15 protein-coding genes are annotated in these 18,424 nt (G+C 36.8%); all 15 read left to right on the top strand.

Translation table 11 applies throughout. The features are described 5' to 3' along the window. Nucleotides 1-38: 38 nt before the first annotated feature. Nucleotides 39-2,543, top strand: a complete 2,505-nt coding sequence (locus tag ACIQYS_RS06320; protein WP_402976293.1) for a phosphodiester glycosidase family protein — start codon at nucleotides 39-41, stop codon at nucleotides 2,541-2,543. 123 nt (nucleotides 2,544-2,666) lie between these two features. Beyond that, nucleotides 2,667-3,074 carry a hypothetical protein gene (locus ACIQYS_RS06315; protein ID WP_402976291.1) on the top strand — a complete coding sequence of 136 codons (408 nt, stop codon included), beginning with the start codon at nucleotides 2,667-2,669 and terminating at the stop codon, nucleotides 3,072-3,074. A gap of 482 nt (nucleotides 3,075-3,556) precedes the next feature. Next, a complete protein-coding gene (locus ACIQYS_RS06310; protein WP_402976289.1) occupies nucleotides 3,557-4,621 on the top strand; it encodes a glycosyltransferase family 4 protein in 1,065 nt (354 codons plus the stop codon). Between the two features lie 43 nt (nucleotides 4,622-4,664). Beyond that, nucleotides 4,665-5,780 carry a DegT/DnrJ/EryC1/StrS family aminotransferase gene (locus ACIQYS_RS06305; protein ID WP_402976286.1) on the top strand — a complete coding sequence of 372 codons (1,116 nt, stop codon included), beginning with the start codon at nucleotides 4,665-4,667 and terminating at the stop codon, nucleotides 5,778-5,780. A 156-nt stretch (nucleotides 5,781-5,936) separates the two neighbouring features. Beyond that, complete coding sequence (locus ACIQYS_RS06300) at nucleotides 5,937-6,674, top strand: hypothetical protein (RefSeq protein WP_402976284.1); 738 nt, start codon at nucleotides 5,937-5,939, stop codon at nucleotides 6,672-6,674. Beyond that, a complete protein-coding gene (locus ACIQYS_RS06295; protein ID WP_402976281.1) occupies nucleotides 6,671-7,684 on the top strand; it encodes a Gfo/Idh/MocA family protein in 1,014 nt (337 codons plus the stop codon). Before ACIQYS_RS06300 ends, ACIQYS_RS06295 begins: the two co-directional genes overlap by 4 nt. A 126-nt stretch (nucleotides 7,685-7,810) precedes the next feature. Then, on the top strand, nucleotides 7,811-9,127 hold the full coding sequence (locus ACIQYS_RS06290; RefSeq protein ID WP_402976277.1) for a nucleotide sugar dehydrogenase: 1,317 nt from the start codon (nucleotides 7,811-7,813) through the stop codon (nucleotides 9,125-9,127). A gap of 13 nt (nucleotides 9,128-9,140) precedes the next feature. After that, entirely contained in the window at nucleotides 9,141-9,872 is a 732-nt protein-coding gene (locus ACIQYS_RS06285; protein ID WP_402976275.1) for an acyltransferase, read from the top strand. Further along, nucleotides 9,873-11,288 (top strand): lipopolysaccharide biosynthesis protein, encoded by a 1,416-nt coding sequence (locus ACIQYS_RS06280; protein WP_402976273.1) that lies wholly within the window; start codon nucleotides 9,873-9,875, stop codon nucleotides 11,286-11,288. It begins immediately after the preceding gene. Between the two features lie 13 nt (nucleotides 11,289-11,301). Continuing rightward, complete coding sequence (locus ACIQYS_RS06275; RefSeq protein WP_402976271.1) at nucleotides 11,302-12,894, top strand: 7-cyano-7-deazaguanine synthase; 1,593 nt, start codon at nucleotides 11,302-11,304, stop codon at nucleotides 12,892-12,894. Continuing rightward, complete coding sequence (gene wecB, locus ACIQYS_RS06270; protein ID WP_402976269.1) at nucleotides 12,891-13,958, top strand: non-hydrolyzing UDP-N-acetylglucosamine 2-epimerase; 1,068 nt, start codon at nucleotides 12,891-12,893, stop codon at nucleotides 13,956-13,958. Before ACIQYS_RS06275 ends, wecB begins: the two co-directional genes overlap by 4 nt. Nucleotides 13,959-13,972: 14 nt before the next feature. Beyond that, the gene (locus tag ACIQYS_RS06265) at nucleotides 13,973-15,361 is read left to right on the top strand and encodes an oligosaccharide repeat unit polymerase (protein WP_402976267.1); all 1,389 of its coding nucleotides are present in this window, start codon (nucleotides 13,973-13,975) and stop codon (nucleotides 15,359-15,361) included. Then, nucleotides 15,358-16,473, top strand: coding sequence for a glycosyltransferase (locus ACIQYS_RS06260; protein WP_402976265.1), 1,116 nt, complete (start codon nucleotides 15,358-15,360; stop codon nucleotides 16,471-16,473). The genes ACIQYS_RS06265 and ACIQYS_RS06260 overlap by 4 nt, the downstream gene beginning before the upstream one ends. Then, complete coding sequence (locus tag ACIQYS_RS06255) at nucleotides 16,470-17,534, top strand: glycosyltransferase (RefSeq protein WP_402976263.1); 1,065 nt, start codon at nucleotides 16,470-16,472, stop codon at nucleotides 17,532-17,534. The genes ACIQYS_RS06260 and ACIQYS_RS06255 overlap by 4 nt, the downstream gene beginning before the upstream one ends. 17 nt (nucleotides 17,535-17,551) lie before the next feature. Beyond that, nucleotides 17,552-18,415: a UTP--glucose-1-phosphate uridylyltransferase GalU gene (gene galU / locus ACIQYS_RS06250; RefSeq protein ID WP_402976261.1), complete on the top strand. Its 864-nt coding sequence runs from the start codon at nucleotides 17,552-17,554 to the stop codon at nucleotides 18,413-18,415. The last annotated feature ends 9 nt before the right edge of the window (nucleotides 18,416-18,424 follow it).

The following is an 18,424-nucleotide window of genomic DNA, read 5'->3' as shown; positions in this document are numbered from 1 at the left end:
AAGTAATTGCTCAAGGAAATGAAGGAGAATGTAACTAAATGAAACAAAAATTGCTATACCTTTTTATCGTTTTTGCAATTGTCACTGGCGCTCTAATTCAACCAAATCAGGCAGAAGCAGCTAGCACGAAAGTTTATTGGGATGGCATATTAATGGTTCCTGGTCAAGTTGGGAAAATTAAAGTAATCAAACCAATCAACTTATGGAAGCGTACGGATGCGGGATTAGTATATGAAAGAATATTAAAACCAGGTGAGCAATACCGTGTCTATCGATATGACGATTTATACGGAGGTCAATATGGTCTTGGTGGGGGCATGTACATTACAAAAATGGCAGGTTATGTCGAGTATAAGACACCCTCCAAAGCAAAACTAAAAGAATTAGCAAATGCAGAAGGAACGACTGTACCAAGTGGAAATAATTCTTCTCAGTTATTTCCAACTGAAGCTACACCTACTTTAACAGGTGGTAAAGTATTGAGTCAGGCGGTTACACAACTTGCTCCTGGTATTCGTAAAAAGTACTTCGATATAGACGGTGCAATTGGTGCTCAAAATCTATTTGTTATCGAATATGATGGCAAAACATCTAATATCGGACTAAAAACAGAGCTTGCAAAAGACCAATTAGTAGGACTAGAAACGACATCCTCTCAAGCAAATAGTGTGGCACAAAATGACTCATACCACGTAGTTGCTGGAGTGAACGCGGATTATTTCGATAAACAAGGACAGCCGATCGATTTAATGATGATGGACGGATTTATTGTTTCAACATCCCAAACACCACTTAGTGAGTTAGCGGTGTTAGGCGTAAAGGCAGACGGTAAAGCACTTATTGGTGCACCTCAAGTAGCGATGAACATATCAGTAAATGGGCAGCAATCATATGCGATTAATTCAGTCAATCGCAAACGATTAGCGAACCAACTAGTCATTTATACAAGAGATTTCAATGCAACAACAGGTACAAATGAACTCGGTACAGAAGTACGGGTGAAAATAGAGTCAGGAAAACTAAACGGTTCCGAAACACTAGTCGGTACAGTTTTAGAAAATGTTACAGGTGTTGGAAACGCTAAGTTAAATAAAGATGAAATTATTTTATCCGGACATAACTTTGCAAGCGAGTTTCTCCAAACAATTCAAGTAGGAGATCAAATAGCGATTAAAACGACATTCACTCCTGCCGAATGGAATGATGTAAGAGAATCTGTCAGCGGACGTTATCATTTAGTGAAAAATGGTACCGTACAAACGATAAATGTTGCTGGGGTTGCACCTCGAACAGCAGTAGGTATTAAAAAAGATGGAAGCATTTTTACAGCAGTTATCGACGGAAGATCAACTGAAAGTAAAGGGTTAACATTGCAAAATACTGCTAAACTAATGAAAGACTTAGGGGCACATTATGCGATGACATTCGATGGTGGCGGATCTTCCACAGTAGTTACTAGAGAACTAGGTGATAGTAAAGTAACTGTTCAAAACAAGCCTTCCGATGGGAATGAGCGTGCTGTATCGAATACTTTATTATTTATTAGTGAATATAAAACAGGTGCACTTGCAACGATAGCACCGACTTCAAACGTATTAGAAGTATTCCAAGGAGGAACCTACACGGATTTATCAGTACCGGTTAAAGGAATCGATCAATATATGAATCCAGTAGCTGTATCAGGAAATGGAAAAGTAACTTCTTCTATATTAACGAATACAAATGGCAAACAAGTGGTCAATGCGAAACCAGGTACGTATGCGGGTGTAGTAACTTACGATGGAAAAACAACGAATATCCAACTAAAAGTAACGAATACATTAGATAGTATTTCAACACCTGAAAGTTCTATCCAAGTTGCAAAAGGACAAACAGTTAACCTTTCAGCAAATGGATTGAAAAATGGACAAGCAGTTATTACTGATCCTAATAGTTTCAATTGGACGACATCCATTGGAACAATTCAAGCAAATGGGAAATTTACAGCTCCAAACAAAGATGGCATTGGATCGATTACGGTGAAATACGGTGCAAAATCATTAACTATTCCCGTTATTGTAGGTGAAGTAGCTCCCACTATATTAGAATCGTTTAATAAAGGTATCTTTAACTATGAAGCTACTAGTGATAGAGCGAAATCCGTTTCCGTTCAATCTGTTACAAATGATCGTGATGGTTCAAAAGCTATTAAACTAGTGTATGATTTCACGGGTACAACTGGCACTTCAGGTGCTTATGTAAATGCTAAAACGAAGTTAACAATTAGTACACCTGCGAAAAAGATAGGCATGTGGGTAAAAGGTGATGGCAAAGGAAACTGGCTAAGATCTCAAATGACGGATGCAACTGGTAAAACAGTTCAACTAGATTTTGATAAAAATGTGAACTGGACAGATTGGAGATTCGTTACTGCAGAAGTTCCGGCAGGTCTAGCTTATCCACTTAAAATGGATTTACCAGTACGCTATATGCAAACAGAAAATGCAAACAAATCCAATGGTGAAATAATTATTGATGACATCCAAGCAATTTATAAAGACTAATATCATTCACTAGTGCGTCAAAAAGCCTACTGGATAAGGTTAAAAAGTATTAGGAGTTGCGGACGTTTTTGATGTGTGATAACGTAATCAGTATGGATTTTTGCTAACTGTGGAGGGAAGTACATGTATTCGGAAGAAAAAAATAAAGAGAATGCTTCACCTAGTTCATTGGAAGAAAGTGCTCCAAAAGTAATAGGGTATTATAAGCGCCAAGCTTGGGCTGTAAAAGTATTCGACAAAATTGATCAAGATCATATCGTAGAAGATGGTAAACATGTAGTGCTAGCTTCTTCTGTTATCCAATCGAGTAATGATTTGTTTTTCCCAGCTTTCATTCGAATTAATACGAAAGAAAACGGAAAAGTTGCAGGTGCGTACTTGATTATAGAAGATGACGATAGTTTTCAGTTGTTACCATTAGAGAGAGCATTAGAAGAATTACAAATGAAAGAACTACTTCCTTTTAAATACCGTACTCTCGAAAAAATCGAGGGTGACGAGTATCAAACTAATTGGCCGGATTTCTCATAAGAAAAGCGGAAGCGCCTATGTAGAGTCATGCAGTCGTTGCGACATCGTGTCGCAACGACTGCATGACTCGCATCGTGCGGGTCTCCGACAGGCAAATGGGGAAAAGTGAGGGGCAGTTCCTCAGCCGCCACAAGCGATTTTGTTTGCGACGAGCTTTGCATAGGAGCAGCTTTTTCACATTTGACCCCGAGGGGCAACGTTCTTCTGCGACGAGCTGTGCGTAGGAGCAAGGCGCTTGAGCTAGACAATAGAAAAGCGGAAGCTATGTAGAAAACTAATACTCTATATCTTAAGAATCAAAAGACTGACTTTCGCCTATAATAAGGCGAAAAGTCAGTCTTTTTTTTCTTTATATTATACTTGGTTACAAATCTATTTTTATAGTATAATGAGTAATCGAAGAAACTTTCATGTTGCTAATTCGTCTACTGATAAGAGAGATTTAAGAGTCAATGAAAATATAAAAAACAAGGATGATATTTTTGGATATAAAATTACTTCTTGCTTTTATCATATCTATGGTAACGGCAATAGCTGTTACGCCACTTGTTATAAAACTTGCACATAAGATCGGAGCGGTAGATAAACCGAATAAGCGAAAGGTGCACCAGAATGTGATGCCTCGACTTGGTGGTCTTGCAATTTTTATTGCAGTAGCAGTTGGTTATTTTGTTGCAGGTCTTTATGAAGCAAAAATTACCGGAATAATGGTTGGTGCATTGATCATCATTGTTTTGGGAATCATAGATGATAAATATGAAATATCCGCAAAAATTAAGCTGTTAGGTCAAATATTAGCTGCATGTGCAGTAATGGGAAGCGGCTTAACGGTAGAAGTGTTAAATATTCCTTTCATTGGAGTATTTGACCTAGGGATATTCTCATACGTTGTAACGTTATTTTGGATTTTAGCCATTACAAATGCGATTAACTTAATCGATGGGCTAGACGGATTATCCGCTGGTATTTCATCTATCGTATTTGCAAGTATTGCATTTTTAGCTTTTTCCGCGGACAAAATGTTAATACTGACTCTGTCGCTAATATTACTCGGTAGTACGCTTGGATTTCTATTTCATAATTTTTACCCTGCGAAAATATTCATGGGGGACACAGGATCCATGTTTTTAGGTTATTCGATCGCCATCTTATCATTATTAGGTTTGTACAAAAGTGTTACGTTATTCAGCTTTGTCGTACCAGTTATGATATTAGGTGTTCCGATATTTGATACATCGTTTGCGATTATTCGTAGACTTGTAAATAGAAAACCAATATCTGTTGCCGATAAATCCCATTTGCATCATCGATTGTTAGCACTTGGATTATCGCACCGAGATACTGTGTTGGTAATATATGGTTTTGGCTTAATATTTAGTATTTCAGCAATCACATTTGAAACATTAACATTGAGATGGGCTATTTTAATTTTAGTCTTCATTTTGATCGCATTTGAAGTTGTTGCAGAAAAAATAGGTCTCGTAAATGACGAGTATCGGCCAATTTTATCCGTATTCCGTAAAGTAGTTGGGTATAAGCGCAATTAGCGCTTTACATATTAAAATTCATTGATAGGTTGGTGTAAACGAAATGAAAGTACCAATGTTAGATTTATCTGAGCAATACGCATCTTTAAAAAGCGAAGTATTAGAAGCCTTAGATGGCGTTATGAGTAGTTCACAATTTATCCTAGGTGATAACGTGAAAAAATTGGAAGCAGATCTTGCTAAGTATAGTCATGTTGCCCATGGTATTGGTTGTGGAAATGGAAGTGACGCAATTCATATAGCTCTACAAGCAGCAGGAATTGGTGCTGGAGACGAAGTAATTACGACACCATTTACGTTTTTTGCTACAGGTGGAGCAATTGTAAGAGCTGGAGCAAAACCTGTATATGCAGACATTGATCCGATTTCATTCAATTTAGATCCAGAAGAAATTGAAAAACATATAACGGAAAGAACAAAAGCAATTATTCCTGTACATCTTTATGGACAAATGGCAGATATGGTTCGCATTCGTGAAATAGCGGATAAACATAACTTAGTTGTCGTGGAAGATGCTGCTCAAGCAATTGGAGCCAAACAAGGAGAATATACAGTTGGGGAACTTGGAGATGCTGCAACGTATAGCTTCTTCCCTACAAAAAACCTTGGTGCTTACGGTGACGGTGGGATGGTCGTAACAAACAATGACGATCTTGCAGAAAAAAGCCGCGTTATCCGTGTGCATGGAAGTAAGCCAAAGTACTACCATAGCGTACTGGGATATAACAGTCGTTTAGACGAATTACAAGCTGCCGTATTAAATGTGAAATTCCCTCATTTAGATACTTGGAGTGGACAACGCAGAACACATGCAGATTACTATACTGCTTTATTAAATGAAAAAGTGGCGGACTATGTAAAAACACCTGTTATTGTAGAAGGTTTCCACCATGTGTTCCATCAATATACAATTTTGACAGAACGTCGTGATGAGTTACAAGCGTTCCTAAAAGAAAATGGTGTATCTACAATGATTTACTACCCACTACCATTGCATCTACAACCTGTTTTTGAAAGCTTAGGGTATAAAGAAGGCGATTTCCCTAAAGCGGAAAAAGCTGCAAAAGAAGCACTTTCTTTACCAATGTTCCCAGAGCTAAAAGAAGAACAACAACAATATGTTGTAGAGAAAATTGCTGAATTTTTTTCTGGAAAATAATGTGATGATCAACTAGTAGAGGGAGACGTATTTTTACGTTTCCCTCTTACTGCCTGTTTATAGTTATTTAACTTTATTCGGCACCTGTTTACTACGGAGCTGAACGAAGAAATGCGGACGCAAATACGCCAAGGTGAATTTGATAGGAGAAGTGTAATGACACAAAATAAGACATATCGTTTGTATGATTCATTAGAGTTTTTTTGGAAAAAGAAGGTTTGGTTTATTATTATCCCGGTAATTGTTGCTTTACTTGGATATGTAGGCTCTATGTTTATTCCGAAAGATGGGGAATACGTAGGGAAGAGCACGATATTCACTGGATCTGTAAAATTAGAAGCATTGACAAATCCTGAACATATTATGACGAAATATGGGAAACATTTTACGGGCAAGGCGGAAATATTTGTTCCAACAAGAAGTTATATTAAAGCAGAGGTTTATGGTGATAATGAAGAACAAGTAACAAAAGAATTAACATTATTCAATGATCAGTTATTGGCAGGTTTAATGGAGCAGCACGATAAAGTAATTGATGGTACGCAAACGTATGCATTAGCGCAATCAGCGAGAATCCAAACATTACAACAAGGTATCGAGTCGTATAAAAAAGCTTTAGCTAACACAGATAACTTAACAGAAATAAACAACTATACTTTGTTACTTAGCGATGCAGAGCTGAACCTAACTAATGCTATGGCAACGGAACAGCGTGTAAGAAATGACATTATCTCATACGAAAAACCCGGGCTTGCGAATACATATGTAGTGAAAACAAAATCATATGGACTAGAAGCAGCAGTTGCTGGATTAATTCTTGGAATTTTATTTGCGATTTTTATTTTATCTTTATGGAAATACATTTTAGAAGCAAGAGGGAGTAAACGAGCATGATTCAATTTGCAATTGTTGGTATGGGTTTCATCGCAGATAAGCATATAGCTGCCATTCGCAATACAGAAGGCGCCAATCTATTTGCCATTTGTGACACAAACCCAGAACGACTAGTAATAGATGATGAAAACGTATTAAAATACACAGATTTAGAAAAAATGCTAACAGAAAATCCACAAATTGATGTAGTAAATATTTGTGTTCCGTCTGGGCTGCATGCAAACTTAACGAAAATTGTAGCAACGTATAAAAAACATATTATTACAGAGAAACCGATGGCACTGAACTCTGCTGATGCGAAAGAAATGATGGAAGTAGCAGAAGAACAAGGGATTAAGCTTGCGATTGTTCATCCAAACCGATATCGTCCAGCCATTATGGAAGTGCGCGAATTGATGGATGCAGGGAAGTTCGGTAAGCTAAGCCATGCGAATGCAACTGTTCGTTGGAATAGAGGACAAGAATACTACGACCAAGCACCATGGAGAGGCACGAAAAAGTTTGATGGCGGCGTATTGATGAATCAAGCAATACATAATTTAGACTTGCTTCTTTGGTTTATGGGACCAGTGAAATCAGTACAAGGAATGGTAGCAACAAGATTCCGTAATATTGAAACGGAAGACGTGGCAACTGCATTAATCGAATTTGAAAGTGGTGCACTTGGAGTTGTAGAAGCTGCAACTACTGTTTATCCGCAAAATTTAGAAGAGTCCTTGTCTATTTTCGGAGAAACAGCTAGTGTGAAAGTTAGCGGAAAAAATGCATTATTCATCGAAACATGGGATGTAGAAGGCTATGCAGAAGATGAAGTAAAAGCATTAAAAGCAAAAATACAAAATGAGCCTTGGGGTAAAAAAGGACATGACTGTATTATTGAAGATATGGTTGCAGCGATTAACGAAGACCGCGAACCAGCTGTTAGCGGGCTTGACGGTTACAATCCTGTTCGACTGATCGAAGCAATAATCGAATCATCCGAAACAGGAAAACGTATTATATTTTCATAATTAAAGGCTTGAATAGATGTAATTGTTGATTTTTCGCATTTATTTGATTGTAGTGGAAGGCGTCCGCCTGTAACGGAAATCAACCATTAAAATTTTACAGTTCGTAATTAAAAAGGAGAGACTATGATGTCTACACACTATGAAGAATTATTAGCAAAAATTGAAAACCACACAGCCGTAATTGGCGTAGTTGGGTTAGGTTATGTAGGTTTACCACTAGCAGTTGAAAAAGCAAAAGCAGGATACACAGTAATCGGTTTTGACGTACAAGAATCGAAAGTGCAACAAGTAAACGAAGGGATTAACTATATCGGTGATGTAGTTGATCATGACTTAAAAGAGATGGTTGAATCTGGACACTTAAAAGCTTCTGCCGACTACGGTTCAATCAGTTCAGTGGATGCAGTAGCTATTTGTGTACCAACACCACTTGATATTTATCAACAACCGGACACTTCTTACGTTGAAAGTTCTGTCAATGAAATTGCAAAATACGCGAAACCAGGAACATTAGTCGTACTTGAATCGACAACTTACCCTGGTACAACAGAAGAAATTATTCGTAAAGCATTAGAAGATAAAGGATTTACAGTTGGAGAAGATATTTTCATCGCATATTCTCCAGAACGTATTGATCCAGGTAATAAAAGCTTTAATACAAAAAACACACCAAAAGTAGTTGGTGGTATTACAGAAAAATGTACAAACGTAGCAGCTGCACTTTATAGCAGTGTTCTAGATGGCGATGTGCATAAAGTTTCAAGTCCAGCAATTGCTGAAATGGAAAAAATCTTCGAAAACACATTCCGTCATATTAATATCGCACTTGCAAATGAAATGGCTGTTCTTTGTGAAAAAATGGGCATCGACGTATGGGAAGTAATTGATGCAGCGAAAACAAAACCATACGGCTTTATGGCGTTCTATCCAGGACCAGGTCTTGGCGGTCACTGTATTCCAATCGATCCATTCTACTTAACATGGAAAGCTAGAGAATATAACTACCATACGAAATTAATCGAACTTGCTGGAGAAATTAATAATGCTATGCCTGATTATGTTATTAACCGTGCAATGCAAATTTTAAATGATGACGGAAAAGCACTTCGTAACGCAAAAGTACTTTTACTAGGTGTAGCGTATAAAAAAGATATCGATGATATGCGTGAATCTCCATCATTAAAATTAATCGAACTTTTAATGCAACAAGGTGCAGATTTCAAATCAGTTGATCCACATGTAGAAAAATTCAGAGTGAATGGTGAAACATTAGAAACAACTGAATTAACGGATGAACTATTGGAAGAGGCAGATATCGTTATTTTAGCGACAGACCATACTGCATTTGACTATGCCAATATCGCGAAGCGTGCAAAAGTAATTTTTGATACGCGTAATGCATTCAAAGGCATTGAAACTCCAAATCGTTACATCAAACTGTAAGGAGACAATGAATATGAACTTTATACATGAAACTGCTGAACTAGGTGAAAATACAACAGTTGGTCATTTTTCTGTGATCGAACAAGGTGCGAAGATTGGAAGCAATGTTCGCATCGGTAATCAAGTAACAATCCATGCTGATTCTATTATTGGAGATGGCACGACAATTGATGATGGAGCGGTAGTTGGGAAACAACCGAAGCCTGCGAAAACAAGTACGATGCAAATTACGAAAGAAATTCCAGCGCTACAGCTTGGAAAAGAATGTACAATTGGAGCAAATACAATTGTCTACCGTGGAGCAGTTGTCGGGGAAAGTACGTTAATCGCCGACTTAGCAACTGTACGTGAAGATGTTGAAATTGGATCTTTCGTTATTATCGGACGCAATGTTACAGTAGAAAACTTTGTAACAATCGGTGACCGTACGAAAATTCAATCGAACTCTTATATTACAGCACACTCTACTTTAGAAGATCATGTATTCATCGCACCTTGTGTGACGACAACAAATGATAATTTCATGGGTAGAACAGAAGCTCGCTTCGATAAGATTAAAGGTGCAACCGTAAAACGCGGAGCTCGTGTTGGCGGAGCGTCAATTATCCTTCCAGGGATTACTGTGGCAGAAGAAACATTTGTAGCAGCTGGTGCATTAGTAACTAATGATACAGAAGAAAAAACATTGATTAAAGGCTTTCCAGCAAAATTTATGAAAAATGTACCTGAGGAGGAACTTCTCTAAGTGTTTTCTCAGCTAAAACGTTTAGGAGCGGATTCGCTCCTTTACGCATTTATGAATGTAGGGACAAAGCTGATTGCTTTCATCCTCTTTCCGTTGTACGCCCATTATTTAGTTGATACATCGCTAGTTGGTTTGCTTCAGCTTGTCGATACGAATATGTCCATGCTTACTTTTTTAGTGATTTTTGGAACGGATTCGGCTTTGGCCTATTACTACTTTGAGTATAAAGACAAAGAGACACGTGAAAAGTATGTTCGATCCGTTATGACATTTAGGATATCCATTGTTATCCTATTATTCGTTATATTTTTAATCGGTGGAGAGTGGCTCTCTGTATTACTATTAGATGTTCCTGGTCAATCTCAATTATTTTATATTGCACTTGGAACACTTTGTTTAGATACTATCATCACGCTCGTTTTAACTATATTGAGATATGAGTTTCATACGAAAAGAGTTGTAGCAACAACTGTAGCAAAGATGCTTTTAATAGCCATCGTATCACTACTTTTCCTCATGTTCGTTTGGACTTCACTTGAAGGAATACTTTTGGCTCGATTAATTAGTGTAGCAATTATTGTATTGGTATTAATAAATCCTGCAAGAATTTACTTAAAACCTTTGTTTGATTGGAGTATTTTAAAGAAAGTACTTATTTATGCAGCTCCTTTAGTACCTGCTTCTTTAGCTTTTTGGGTTATTGCAAATGCAAATAACTATTTTTTAAAGGCATTTGCTACCTTATCAGATATAGGGATTTATAGTACGGCCATTAAATTTGCCACATTCATCACTTTATTGACTAGTGGGATTCAACTTGCTTGGAGACCTTTTTCTATGTCATTAAAAGATAAAGAAAGTAGTCCAAAACTATTTTCTACTTTGTATGCAGCGTTATTATTGATAGGTAGTTTGGGAGTTTTAGCATTAGCTACTCTTATGCCGTGGATTATTTTGGTGATGCCGGAGCAATTTAGAATTGCATTTCAATACGTAGCACCAATTTCTATCGCAACATTTTTAAGTTTTTATTATATGATTGTTTCCACAGGGATATTTTACTCTAAACAGACGAAACATATTTCTATAGCATTTGGAATTGCCGCAGTTGTATCGATTATATTGAATTTTATATTCGTCCCAATGTTCTCCATTTGGGGAACTGTCATTTCATATGTTGCAGCATATTGTTTAGCTCTATTCATGGTATTCCGGAAAAGCCAGAAGCTGTACTATGTCCCTTTCTCTGGATTTGTGATGGGATGGACGATCTTTTGGTTAATTGCTGCAACAGCTAGTATCGTATATATTCAAGTAATGGATTTGAATAGTTGGCTAATAGCAGGAGTATGGGGTGTATTCATCATCCTAGTACTACTCGTTCGAATCGATAAATATTTTGTGAAAAGAAAGTAATGGGGGATAAGACATGGCGAACAAATGTATAACTAACCTTAGGCATAAAGATTTTTATCCTATAAATGGTGTGGGATATGAAGGTTTTTTTAGAGGTTATTTCTACTATGAAAATCAATATGTCACCCATGAAAATTTTGAGGATGTATTTAAAGGAATAACACCTACAGAAGTGGCTGCTTGGAATGGAGAATTTGCGTTAATCCTTCAAACGGAAGATGGAGTTACTTTGGTGACGGATAAAAAAAGAACGATTCCTTTATTTTATTCGAAAAGTGAAACAAACGATTGGATCGTGCAAGATTATATAGCGCCAAAAGCTTCTATGTCCATTCGCGAAGAAGCGGAAGAAGAACTTCTGCTAGCTGGTTTTGTTACTGGTGATAAAACTTTATTCAAAGACTGGTATCAACTTGAAGTTGCCACTATAGTACATTTAAAAGAAAATGCTTCTAAGCAAGCCTATTATTCATACGTTACAGAAAAGGATCAAGATTCTATTGATAATTTTGCCGAAGAGCTAGCTCATATTCTACATAATATATTCGACGATTTAGTAGCAAGACTAGCAGGGCGCAAAATTATCCTACCCTTAAGTGGAGGATATGATTCTCGGATAATGGCTTTACTATTAAAGGATAAAGGTGTTTCAGATTCTATTATTACTTTTACATATGGTAGACCTGGTAATGGAGAAGCAACCGTTAGTAAAGAAATTGCCGACCGTTTAGGTTTGAAGTGGAAGTATTTTGCTTACGATAAAGCAATGTGGAGAGATTTATATAAGTCGAAGCTTTGGAAAGACTATGTAATATATGCTTGTAATGGAACTTCTGTTGCACACTTACAAGACTTCCCAAGCACAAAGTTATTAGTAGAGGAAGAAGGATTGGAAAATGCTGTATTCCTACCAGGTCATTCTCTCGACTTTTTAGGGGGCAGTCATTTGCCTTATGAAGCAATTCTTGATAAAGAATTTACTTCAAGTGAAGTAGTGGACTTCATTATTCCAAAGCATTTTCGATTATGGCAACTAACAAATGGACTAAGCCATACAACTAGCGACATCGGTAAATCAGTAACAAAAGACGTTTCAGCATACACAACATTGACGAATGAACGAGTAACTTCCATTATTGACGAATGGAACTGGAAAGAGAGACAAGCTAAGTTCATTATTAATTCAGTTCGAGTGTATGAATATTTCGAGCAAGATTGGTCGATGCCTTTATGGGACGATCGGTTAATTTACTTCTTTAGTAAAATACCGGCTGATTTGAAATATAAAAAATATTTGTATGATTATACATTGCATAAAATGTATCCCGATTTTTATCCGTTACCACAAAAACCAGGTGCTGAAAATTCATTGAAAAATAAATATGGTGTACTATACCCTATTTTACGCAAAGTATATCGTAAGCGAAAATTGTATAGACAATATTTCGAAGAACCAATGGAATGGTATGGAATCTATCCAACCTATAAACAATATAAGCAAACCCTTTCTTTTAAAAGGAATGGTACCAAGTATAAACACCCATATAATATAAATGCATTTATAGCCAAAGATATGATTCAAATGATGAAGGAGCTGACGGAATGAAAGTCTTAACAATATTAGGAGCAAGACCTCAATTTATAAAAGCAGCAGCAGTTTCCCGTGTAATCCGAGAAGAAGTAACAGAGCTTATCGTACATACAGGGCAACACTATGATGCGAATATGTCGGATATCTTTTTCGAAGAGTTAAATATTCCAAAACCAGATTATCACTTAGGCATTGGTTCTGGAAATCACGGAAAACAAACCGGTGAAATGTTGGCTAAAATTGAAGACATTATTTTAACAGAACAACCGGATTTTGTACTTGTCTATGGTGATACTAACTCTACACTTGCTGGTGCACTAGCTGCAGCTAAATTACATGTTCCGATTGTTCATATCGAAGCAGGGCTTAGAAGCTTTAATAAAAAAATGCCAGAAGAAGTAAACCGTATTTTAACAGACCATGTGTCAACGCTACTTCTGTGCCCAACAGAAACAGCTATCCAAAACTTAACAAACGAGAATATCACTGATGGCGTTTATAATGTTGGAGACGTAATGTATGATGCTGTTTTATACAATAAAACATTAGCGGAATCCACTTCCACTATTTTAGAACGTGAAAATTTAAAAGCAAAAGACTATTTATTAATTACGATTCACCGCGCTGAAAACACAGATGACGTAGAACGTATGAAATCGATTTTAGATGCATTTAGTCAAATTCCAGAAACAAAAGTATGGCCAATTCATCCACGTACGAAGAAAAAATTAGAGGATTATGGCTTCAAACTAGATCAAATTCCTAATTTACAAGTAATCGAACCAGTCGGATATTTAGATATGTTATCGCTCGAAACGAGTGCAAAGAAAATCGTGACCGATTCTGGTGGCGTTCAAAAAGAAGCATATTTTGCAGTAGTTCCTTGTGTCACAGTTCGTGACCAAACGGAATGGGTGGAAACATTGATCGAAGATGCGAATATTTTAACAGGTACTGATACAGAAAAAATCGTAGAAGCTGTACAAAAACAAGTTTCTCCTTCTTATACACCTGTATTCGGTGATGGAAAAACAGCAGAGAAAGTATTAGCTTTATTAAAGCAGCATTCAAGTAAATAAAGTAGGTGTGAGCATTGTTAATTTTTAGCATATGGCTCTTTACTGTGGTGGCTTCCACATACCTTTTTGCAAAGGTCTCTGGAAGCCTTTCTCTTGTAAAGCCAAATATGATTTCCATTATATATTATTATTCTTTCCTTATCTCCAGTTATATTGGCGGATTATTAATAGCTTTAGGAATAGATGATTACTATATGATCAAAAGAATGGACCATGAGGAATATCGAATCATTGGATTTGTTTTATTGACGATATTGATGATTTTGTTCCCACTTACGCAATTAGTTGTAGGAAGAATTTTAGGTTTTAATGCACCATTAGAATTTGAGCGTTACCTACATGAACCCGTTCGTACAAGTGTAGATAAGAACAGACGTATATTCAGACTTGCATTTGGAGCACTTGCTGCCCTTTCTGTTTTAGCAGTTGCTTTTACGTTACTGAAAACGAATACGGTACCAATATTCGAGCTGTTAAAAGGAAATACAAAAGAGCTTGCGCAGATGAGAATTGATGCTGCCAGAGGATTTAGCGGAATTTCTGTCTATATTCGAAATATATTTGGAATTGCTCTAACTCCTGTACTATCCATTATTGCATTTGTATATGCTACGCAATCAAAAGCATTGTATTGGAAAGTAGTATTTTTCATGCTGTTTGTTTCTTCTGTGCTAATTTCCATTTACGATTTAGCTAAATCTCCTATTTTCTTTTATATCATCATGCTGTTATTAGCAGCTGTGTATACGGGACGTTTAAAGTTGAATTGGAGAAGAATAAGCGGGTATATAATAGCCGGTAGTGTGTTATTAGTAATAATGTATGTGTCCATTCAAGGTGTAACAGAAGTAAAAAGCTTCTTATCATATAATTCTGGACCAATCGGTCGAATTATTTTAGCACAAATTTCCCCATTCTTTTTGCATTTGGATACTTTTTCACATTCCATCGCTTTACTAGAAGTAAAAGGTTTGCCTTCTTTTATCGCTAAAATCTTTGATGTGGAACAAGTTCGTTCGGCACGAATGGTAATGGAAAATGTCTTCCCAGAAAATATAGACAAAGGAACTGGCGGAGTGCTAAATACCATTTTCTTAGGAGAAGCATTTGCTACTTTTGGCTATTTAGGTGTCATTGTTGCAATCATTTACATTGCCATTGTCATTCAAGTACTTTATATTGTATTTTTACGATTACCAAAAACACCAGTTGTCCTTGCATTATTCATTTATTTCACGATTAATATTCCAAGAACGCTTGTAGGAGGAGTTTCCGACTTCTTCTTTAATCCGATTTGGATTATGCTAACCGTTGTTTTAGGTGGATTGTTCGTATTAGAAGGATATTTTCACATCATTTGGCGCTTCGTCATGAATATAAGGAAGAAAAGAGTGAAGGCATGAAAAATATCATTATTTATTATCCTTTTACGGTTGCAACGAATCCGAAAAGCGGATCCGCGATTCGTCCAGTGGAGATGATCAAAGCATTTGAAGTATATGCGAAAAAAAATGACCTACAGCTCATCGTCATTTCTGGAACTAGTACGGAACGTCGGCAGCAGTGGAAGAAATTGGTGGAAGAGAAAAAATACGAGCAGACATTATTTTGTTACTCAGAGAACCAAACAATTCCATTATGGCTGACTGATCCTGGACATATACCGAAAGACTGGAGAATCGATAAAGACGTTTTTCAAACATTAAAGAAACATCATGTGCCGATTGGCGTCTTTTATCGTGACGTCTATTGGAAGTTTGATGAGTTGTATTCGTTAAAAGGATTTAAAAAATTCATCATGCAAACTATTTATAAAAAGGAAGAAAAATTTTACGGCAAATATATGCATACCGTCTTTTTACCGAGTGACGCAATGGGCAAGTACGTGAATATAAATACCGCGAAAATGGCGTTGCCTCCTGGCGGACGATTTACGGAAATAAAGACGAACAATAATGCAATCCAAAAGCCGTTTAAAGGAATATACGTTGGTGGTATTAATAACGATGATTACGGGCTACCTACTTTAGTAGAATCGTTTGCTTTGTTGAATAAAGAAAGCATAAAAGGTGAGCTAGTCATCGTCTGTCGAGAAGATGAATATACACAGCTTAGTGATTCGGATAAAGAAAAACTGACGAAACCGTATATCGGTTTGAAACATGTAAGTGGTGCAGAGCTTCAACAAGTATATACAGAAGTAGATTTTGCATTTATACCGCGAAAAAGATCGGTTTATAACGATTTTGCTGTTCCTATCAAATTAGTAGAATACTTAACCGCAGGGCTTCCAATTATCGCGACTAATTGTTCTGCACAAGAAGATTTTATCAAGTCAGGTCCTTACGGAGTCATCACAGAGGATGATGCAGAAAGCCTTGTCCAAGGAATGCAGGACATTCAACCCCAATTTGAAGTTTACAAAAGAAATATTCAACAATCTTTTTTACAGCAGCATGCATGGAACGAACGTGCCGAACAAGCTGCGCAAGCGCTCATAGGAGGTCAACAATGAAAATCGCATTATTAGCCCCAAGTAGATCCATCCATACGCAAAAATGGGCATTGTTTTATCAATCACAAGGCATTGAAGTGAAAGTGTATACATTCAAAGATCATTATTCGGAGGACAATGCAAAACTCGTACCGACTGAGATTTTACCTAAATTACTCCCGAGCAAAGCGTCTTATTTAGCAGCTGCACCTTCACTTAAAAAAATGCTGAAGGAATGGAATCCAGATATTTTACATGCCCATTATGTATCGAGCTACGGGTTACTAGGTGCTATGGTTAATTATAAAAAGTATTTCGTATCTGTATGGGGAAAAGACATTTTTGTTGTTCCTAAAAAGAGCAAGCTCAATCAAAAACTGATTGAATATACATTGGAAAAAGCAACGGCTATTTTTTCAACGAGTCATGTTATGGCAAAAGAAACGAATCTCTATACAAACAAGAAAGTAGAAGTAACGCCGTTTGGGGTAGATATCGAGCAATTTTATCCCGCACCAGAAGGGCAAGAAGCAGATGACAAAATTATTATTGGAACTGTAAAAGCACTAGAAGATAAATATGGAATTGCAGATTTAGTAAAAGGATTTGCGTTATTTCATAAAGAATTTCCAAACTCCGAACTCCTAATTACGGGTGATGGTCCTCAAAGAGCTGAGTATGAACAACTTGCAAAAGATTTAGGAGTAGCGGAAGTTACTACATTTACAGGAAAAGTTCCAAATACAGAAGTACCAGCTATTATTCGCAAAATGTCGATTTTTGCTGTACCATCTACAGAAGACAGTGAAAGCTTTGGTGTTGCTGCGGTGGAAGGAATGGCTTGTGGTGTACCAGTTGTCGTATCCAACGTCGGTGGCTTGCCAGAAGTAGTTGTACAAGATGTTACTGGCATCGTAGTCGATAAAAATAGTCCAGACCAGTTAGCAACTGCATTTAAAAAATTAGCGAGAAACAGTGATTTACGAGCTGTAATGGGAAATGCTGGAGTAGCTCATGTGAAAGAGCATTATAGCTGGGTGGATAATGCGCATTATATGCTTTCATTGTATGAAAAATACTAATCAGAAGGTGATGGAATATGATAAAAAAAGCGGTCATTCCTGCAGCAGGATTTGGAACCCGTTTCTTACCTGCAACGAAAGCTTTACCAAAAGAAATGCTACCAATCGTAGATAAACCAAACTTACAATACATTATCGAAGAAGCGATTGCTTCAGGCATAGAAGATATTATTATCGTAACAGGACGCAACAAAAAATCGATGGAAGACCACTTTGATAAATCAATCGAATTAGAGCTTCTATTGAAAAAAACAGGGAAACTAGAATTACTCGAAACAGTAGAAAATATTTCTAACTTAGTCGACATTCATTATATGCGTCAAAAAGAACCACTAGGACTTGGACATGCTATTTTATGCACGAAAAAATTCATTGGCAACGAACCATTTGCCGTGCTACTTCCAGATGATATTATCGATGCAGAAGTTCCTGCATTGAAACAAATGATCGAAAAGTATGAAGAAGTCGAAAGCAGTATTTTAGGTGTCAATGAAGTTCCTGACGAAGACGTTCATAAATACGGAATCGTCGAATATAGTGAAGCAGATAAAAATTTGTTTACAGTGAAGCGATTGGTTGAAAAACCTGCTATTGAAGATGCACCATCTAACCAAGCGATTGTTGGCCGTTACATTTTATCACCAGCTATTTTCGAGGAACTAGAAAAAGTACAACCAGATGCAAAAGGTGAAATACAATTAACGGATGCCATTGACTCATTATTAGCAAAAGAATCTATTTACTCATACATATTCGATGGAACACGATATGATGTTGGAGATAAATTCGGATTTTTACAAGCAACTTTTGACTTTGCACTAAAACGGGATGATTTAAGAGAACCGTTACTCGCTTACTTGAAGAATAAATGGAAAGATTAAATCGGTGAA

It is taken from the genome of Psychrobacillus sp. NPDC096426 (genome assembly GCF_044762745.1).
Classification (GTDB): domain Bacteria; phylum Bacillota; class Bacilli; order Bacillales_A; family Planococcaceae; genus Psychrobacillus.
The sequence above is the reverse complement of the archived record's forward strand: the minus strand, read 5'-3'. Positions and strand labels throughout refer to the sequence as shown.

Excerpts from the sequence above, each read along its gene's own strand:
- ACIQYS_RS06290 (WP_402976277.1), top strand. The coding sequence starts at position 7,811 with ATGTCTACACACTATGAAGAATTATTAGCAAAAATTGAAAACCACACA.
- ACIQYS_RS06315 (WP_402976291.1), top strand. The coding sequence starts at position 2,667 with ATGTATTCGGAAGAAAAAAATAAAGAGAATGCTTCACCTAGTTCATTG.
- ACIQYS_RS06255 (WP_402976263.1), top strand. The coding sequence starts at position 16,470 with ATGAAAATCGCATTATTAGCCCCAAGTAGATCCATCCATACGCAAAAA.
- wecB (WP_402976269.1), top strand. The coding sequence starts at position 12,891 with ATGAAAGTCTTAACAATATTAGGAGCAAGACCTCAATTTATAAAAGCA.
- ACIQYS_RS06320 (WP_402976293.1), top strand. The coding sequence starts at position 39 with ATGAAACAAAAATTGCTATACCTTTTTATCGTTTTTGCAATTGTCACT.
- ACIQYS_RS06295 (WP_402976281.1), top strand. The coding sequence starts at position 6,671 with ATGATTCAATTTGCAATTGTTGGTATGGGTTTCATCGCAGATAAGCAT.
- ACIQYS_RS06285 (WP_402976275.1), top strand. The coding sequence starts at position 9,141 with ATGAACTTTATACATGAAACTGCTGAACTAGGTGAAAATACAACAGTT.
- galU (WP_402976261.1), top strand. The coding sequence starts at position 17,552 with ATGATAAAAAAAGCGGTCATTCCTGCAGCAGGATTTGGAACCCGTTTC.
- ACIQYS_RS06305 (WP_402976286.1), top strand. The coding sequence starts at position 4,665 with ATGAAAGTACCAATGTTAGATTTATCTGAGCAATACGCATCTTTAAAA.
- ACIQYS_RS06300 (WP_402976284.1), top strand. The coding sequence starts at position 5,937 with ATGACACAAAATAAGACATATCGTTTGTATGATTCATTAGAGTTTTTT.
- ACIQYS_RS06260 (WP_402976265.1), top strand. The coding sequence starts at position 15,358 with ATGAAAAATATCATTATTTATTATCCTTTTACGGTTGCAACGAATCCG.
- ACIQYS_RS06275 (WP_402976271.1), top strand. The coding sequence starts at position 11,302 with ATGGCGAACAAATGTATAACTAACCTTAGGCATAAAGATTTTTATCCT.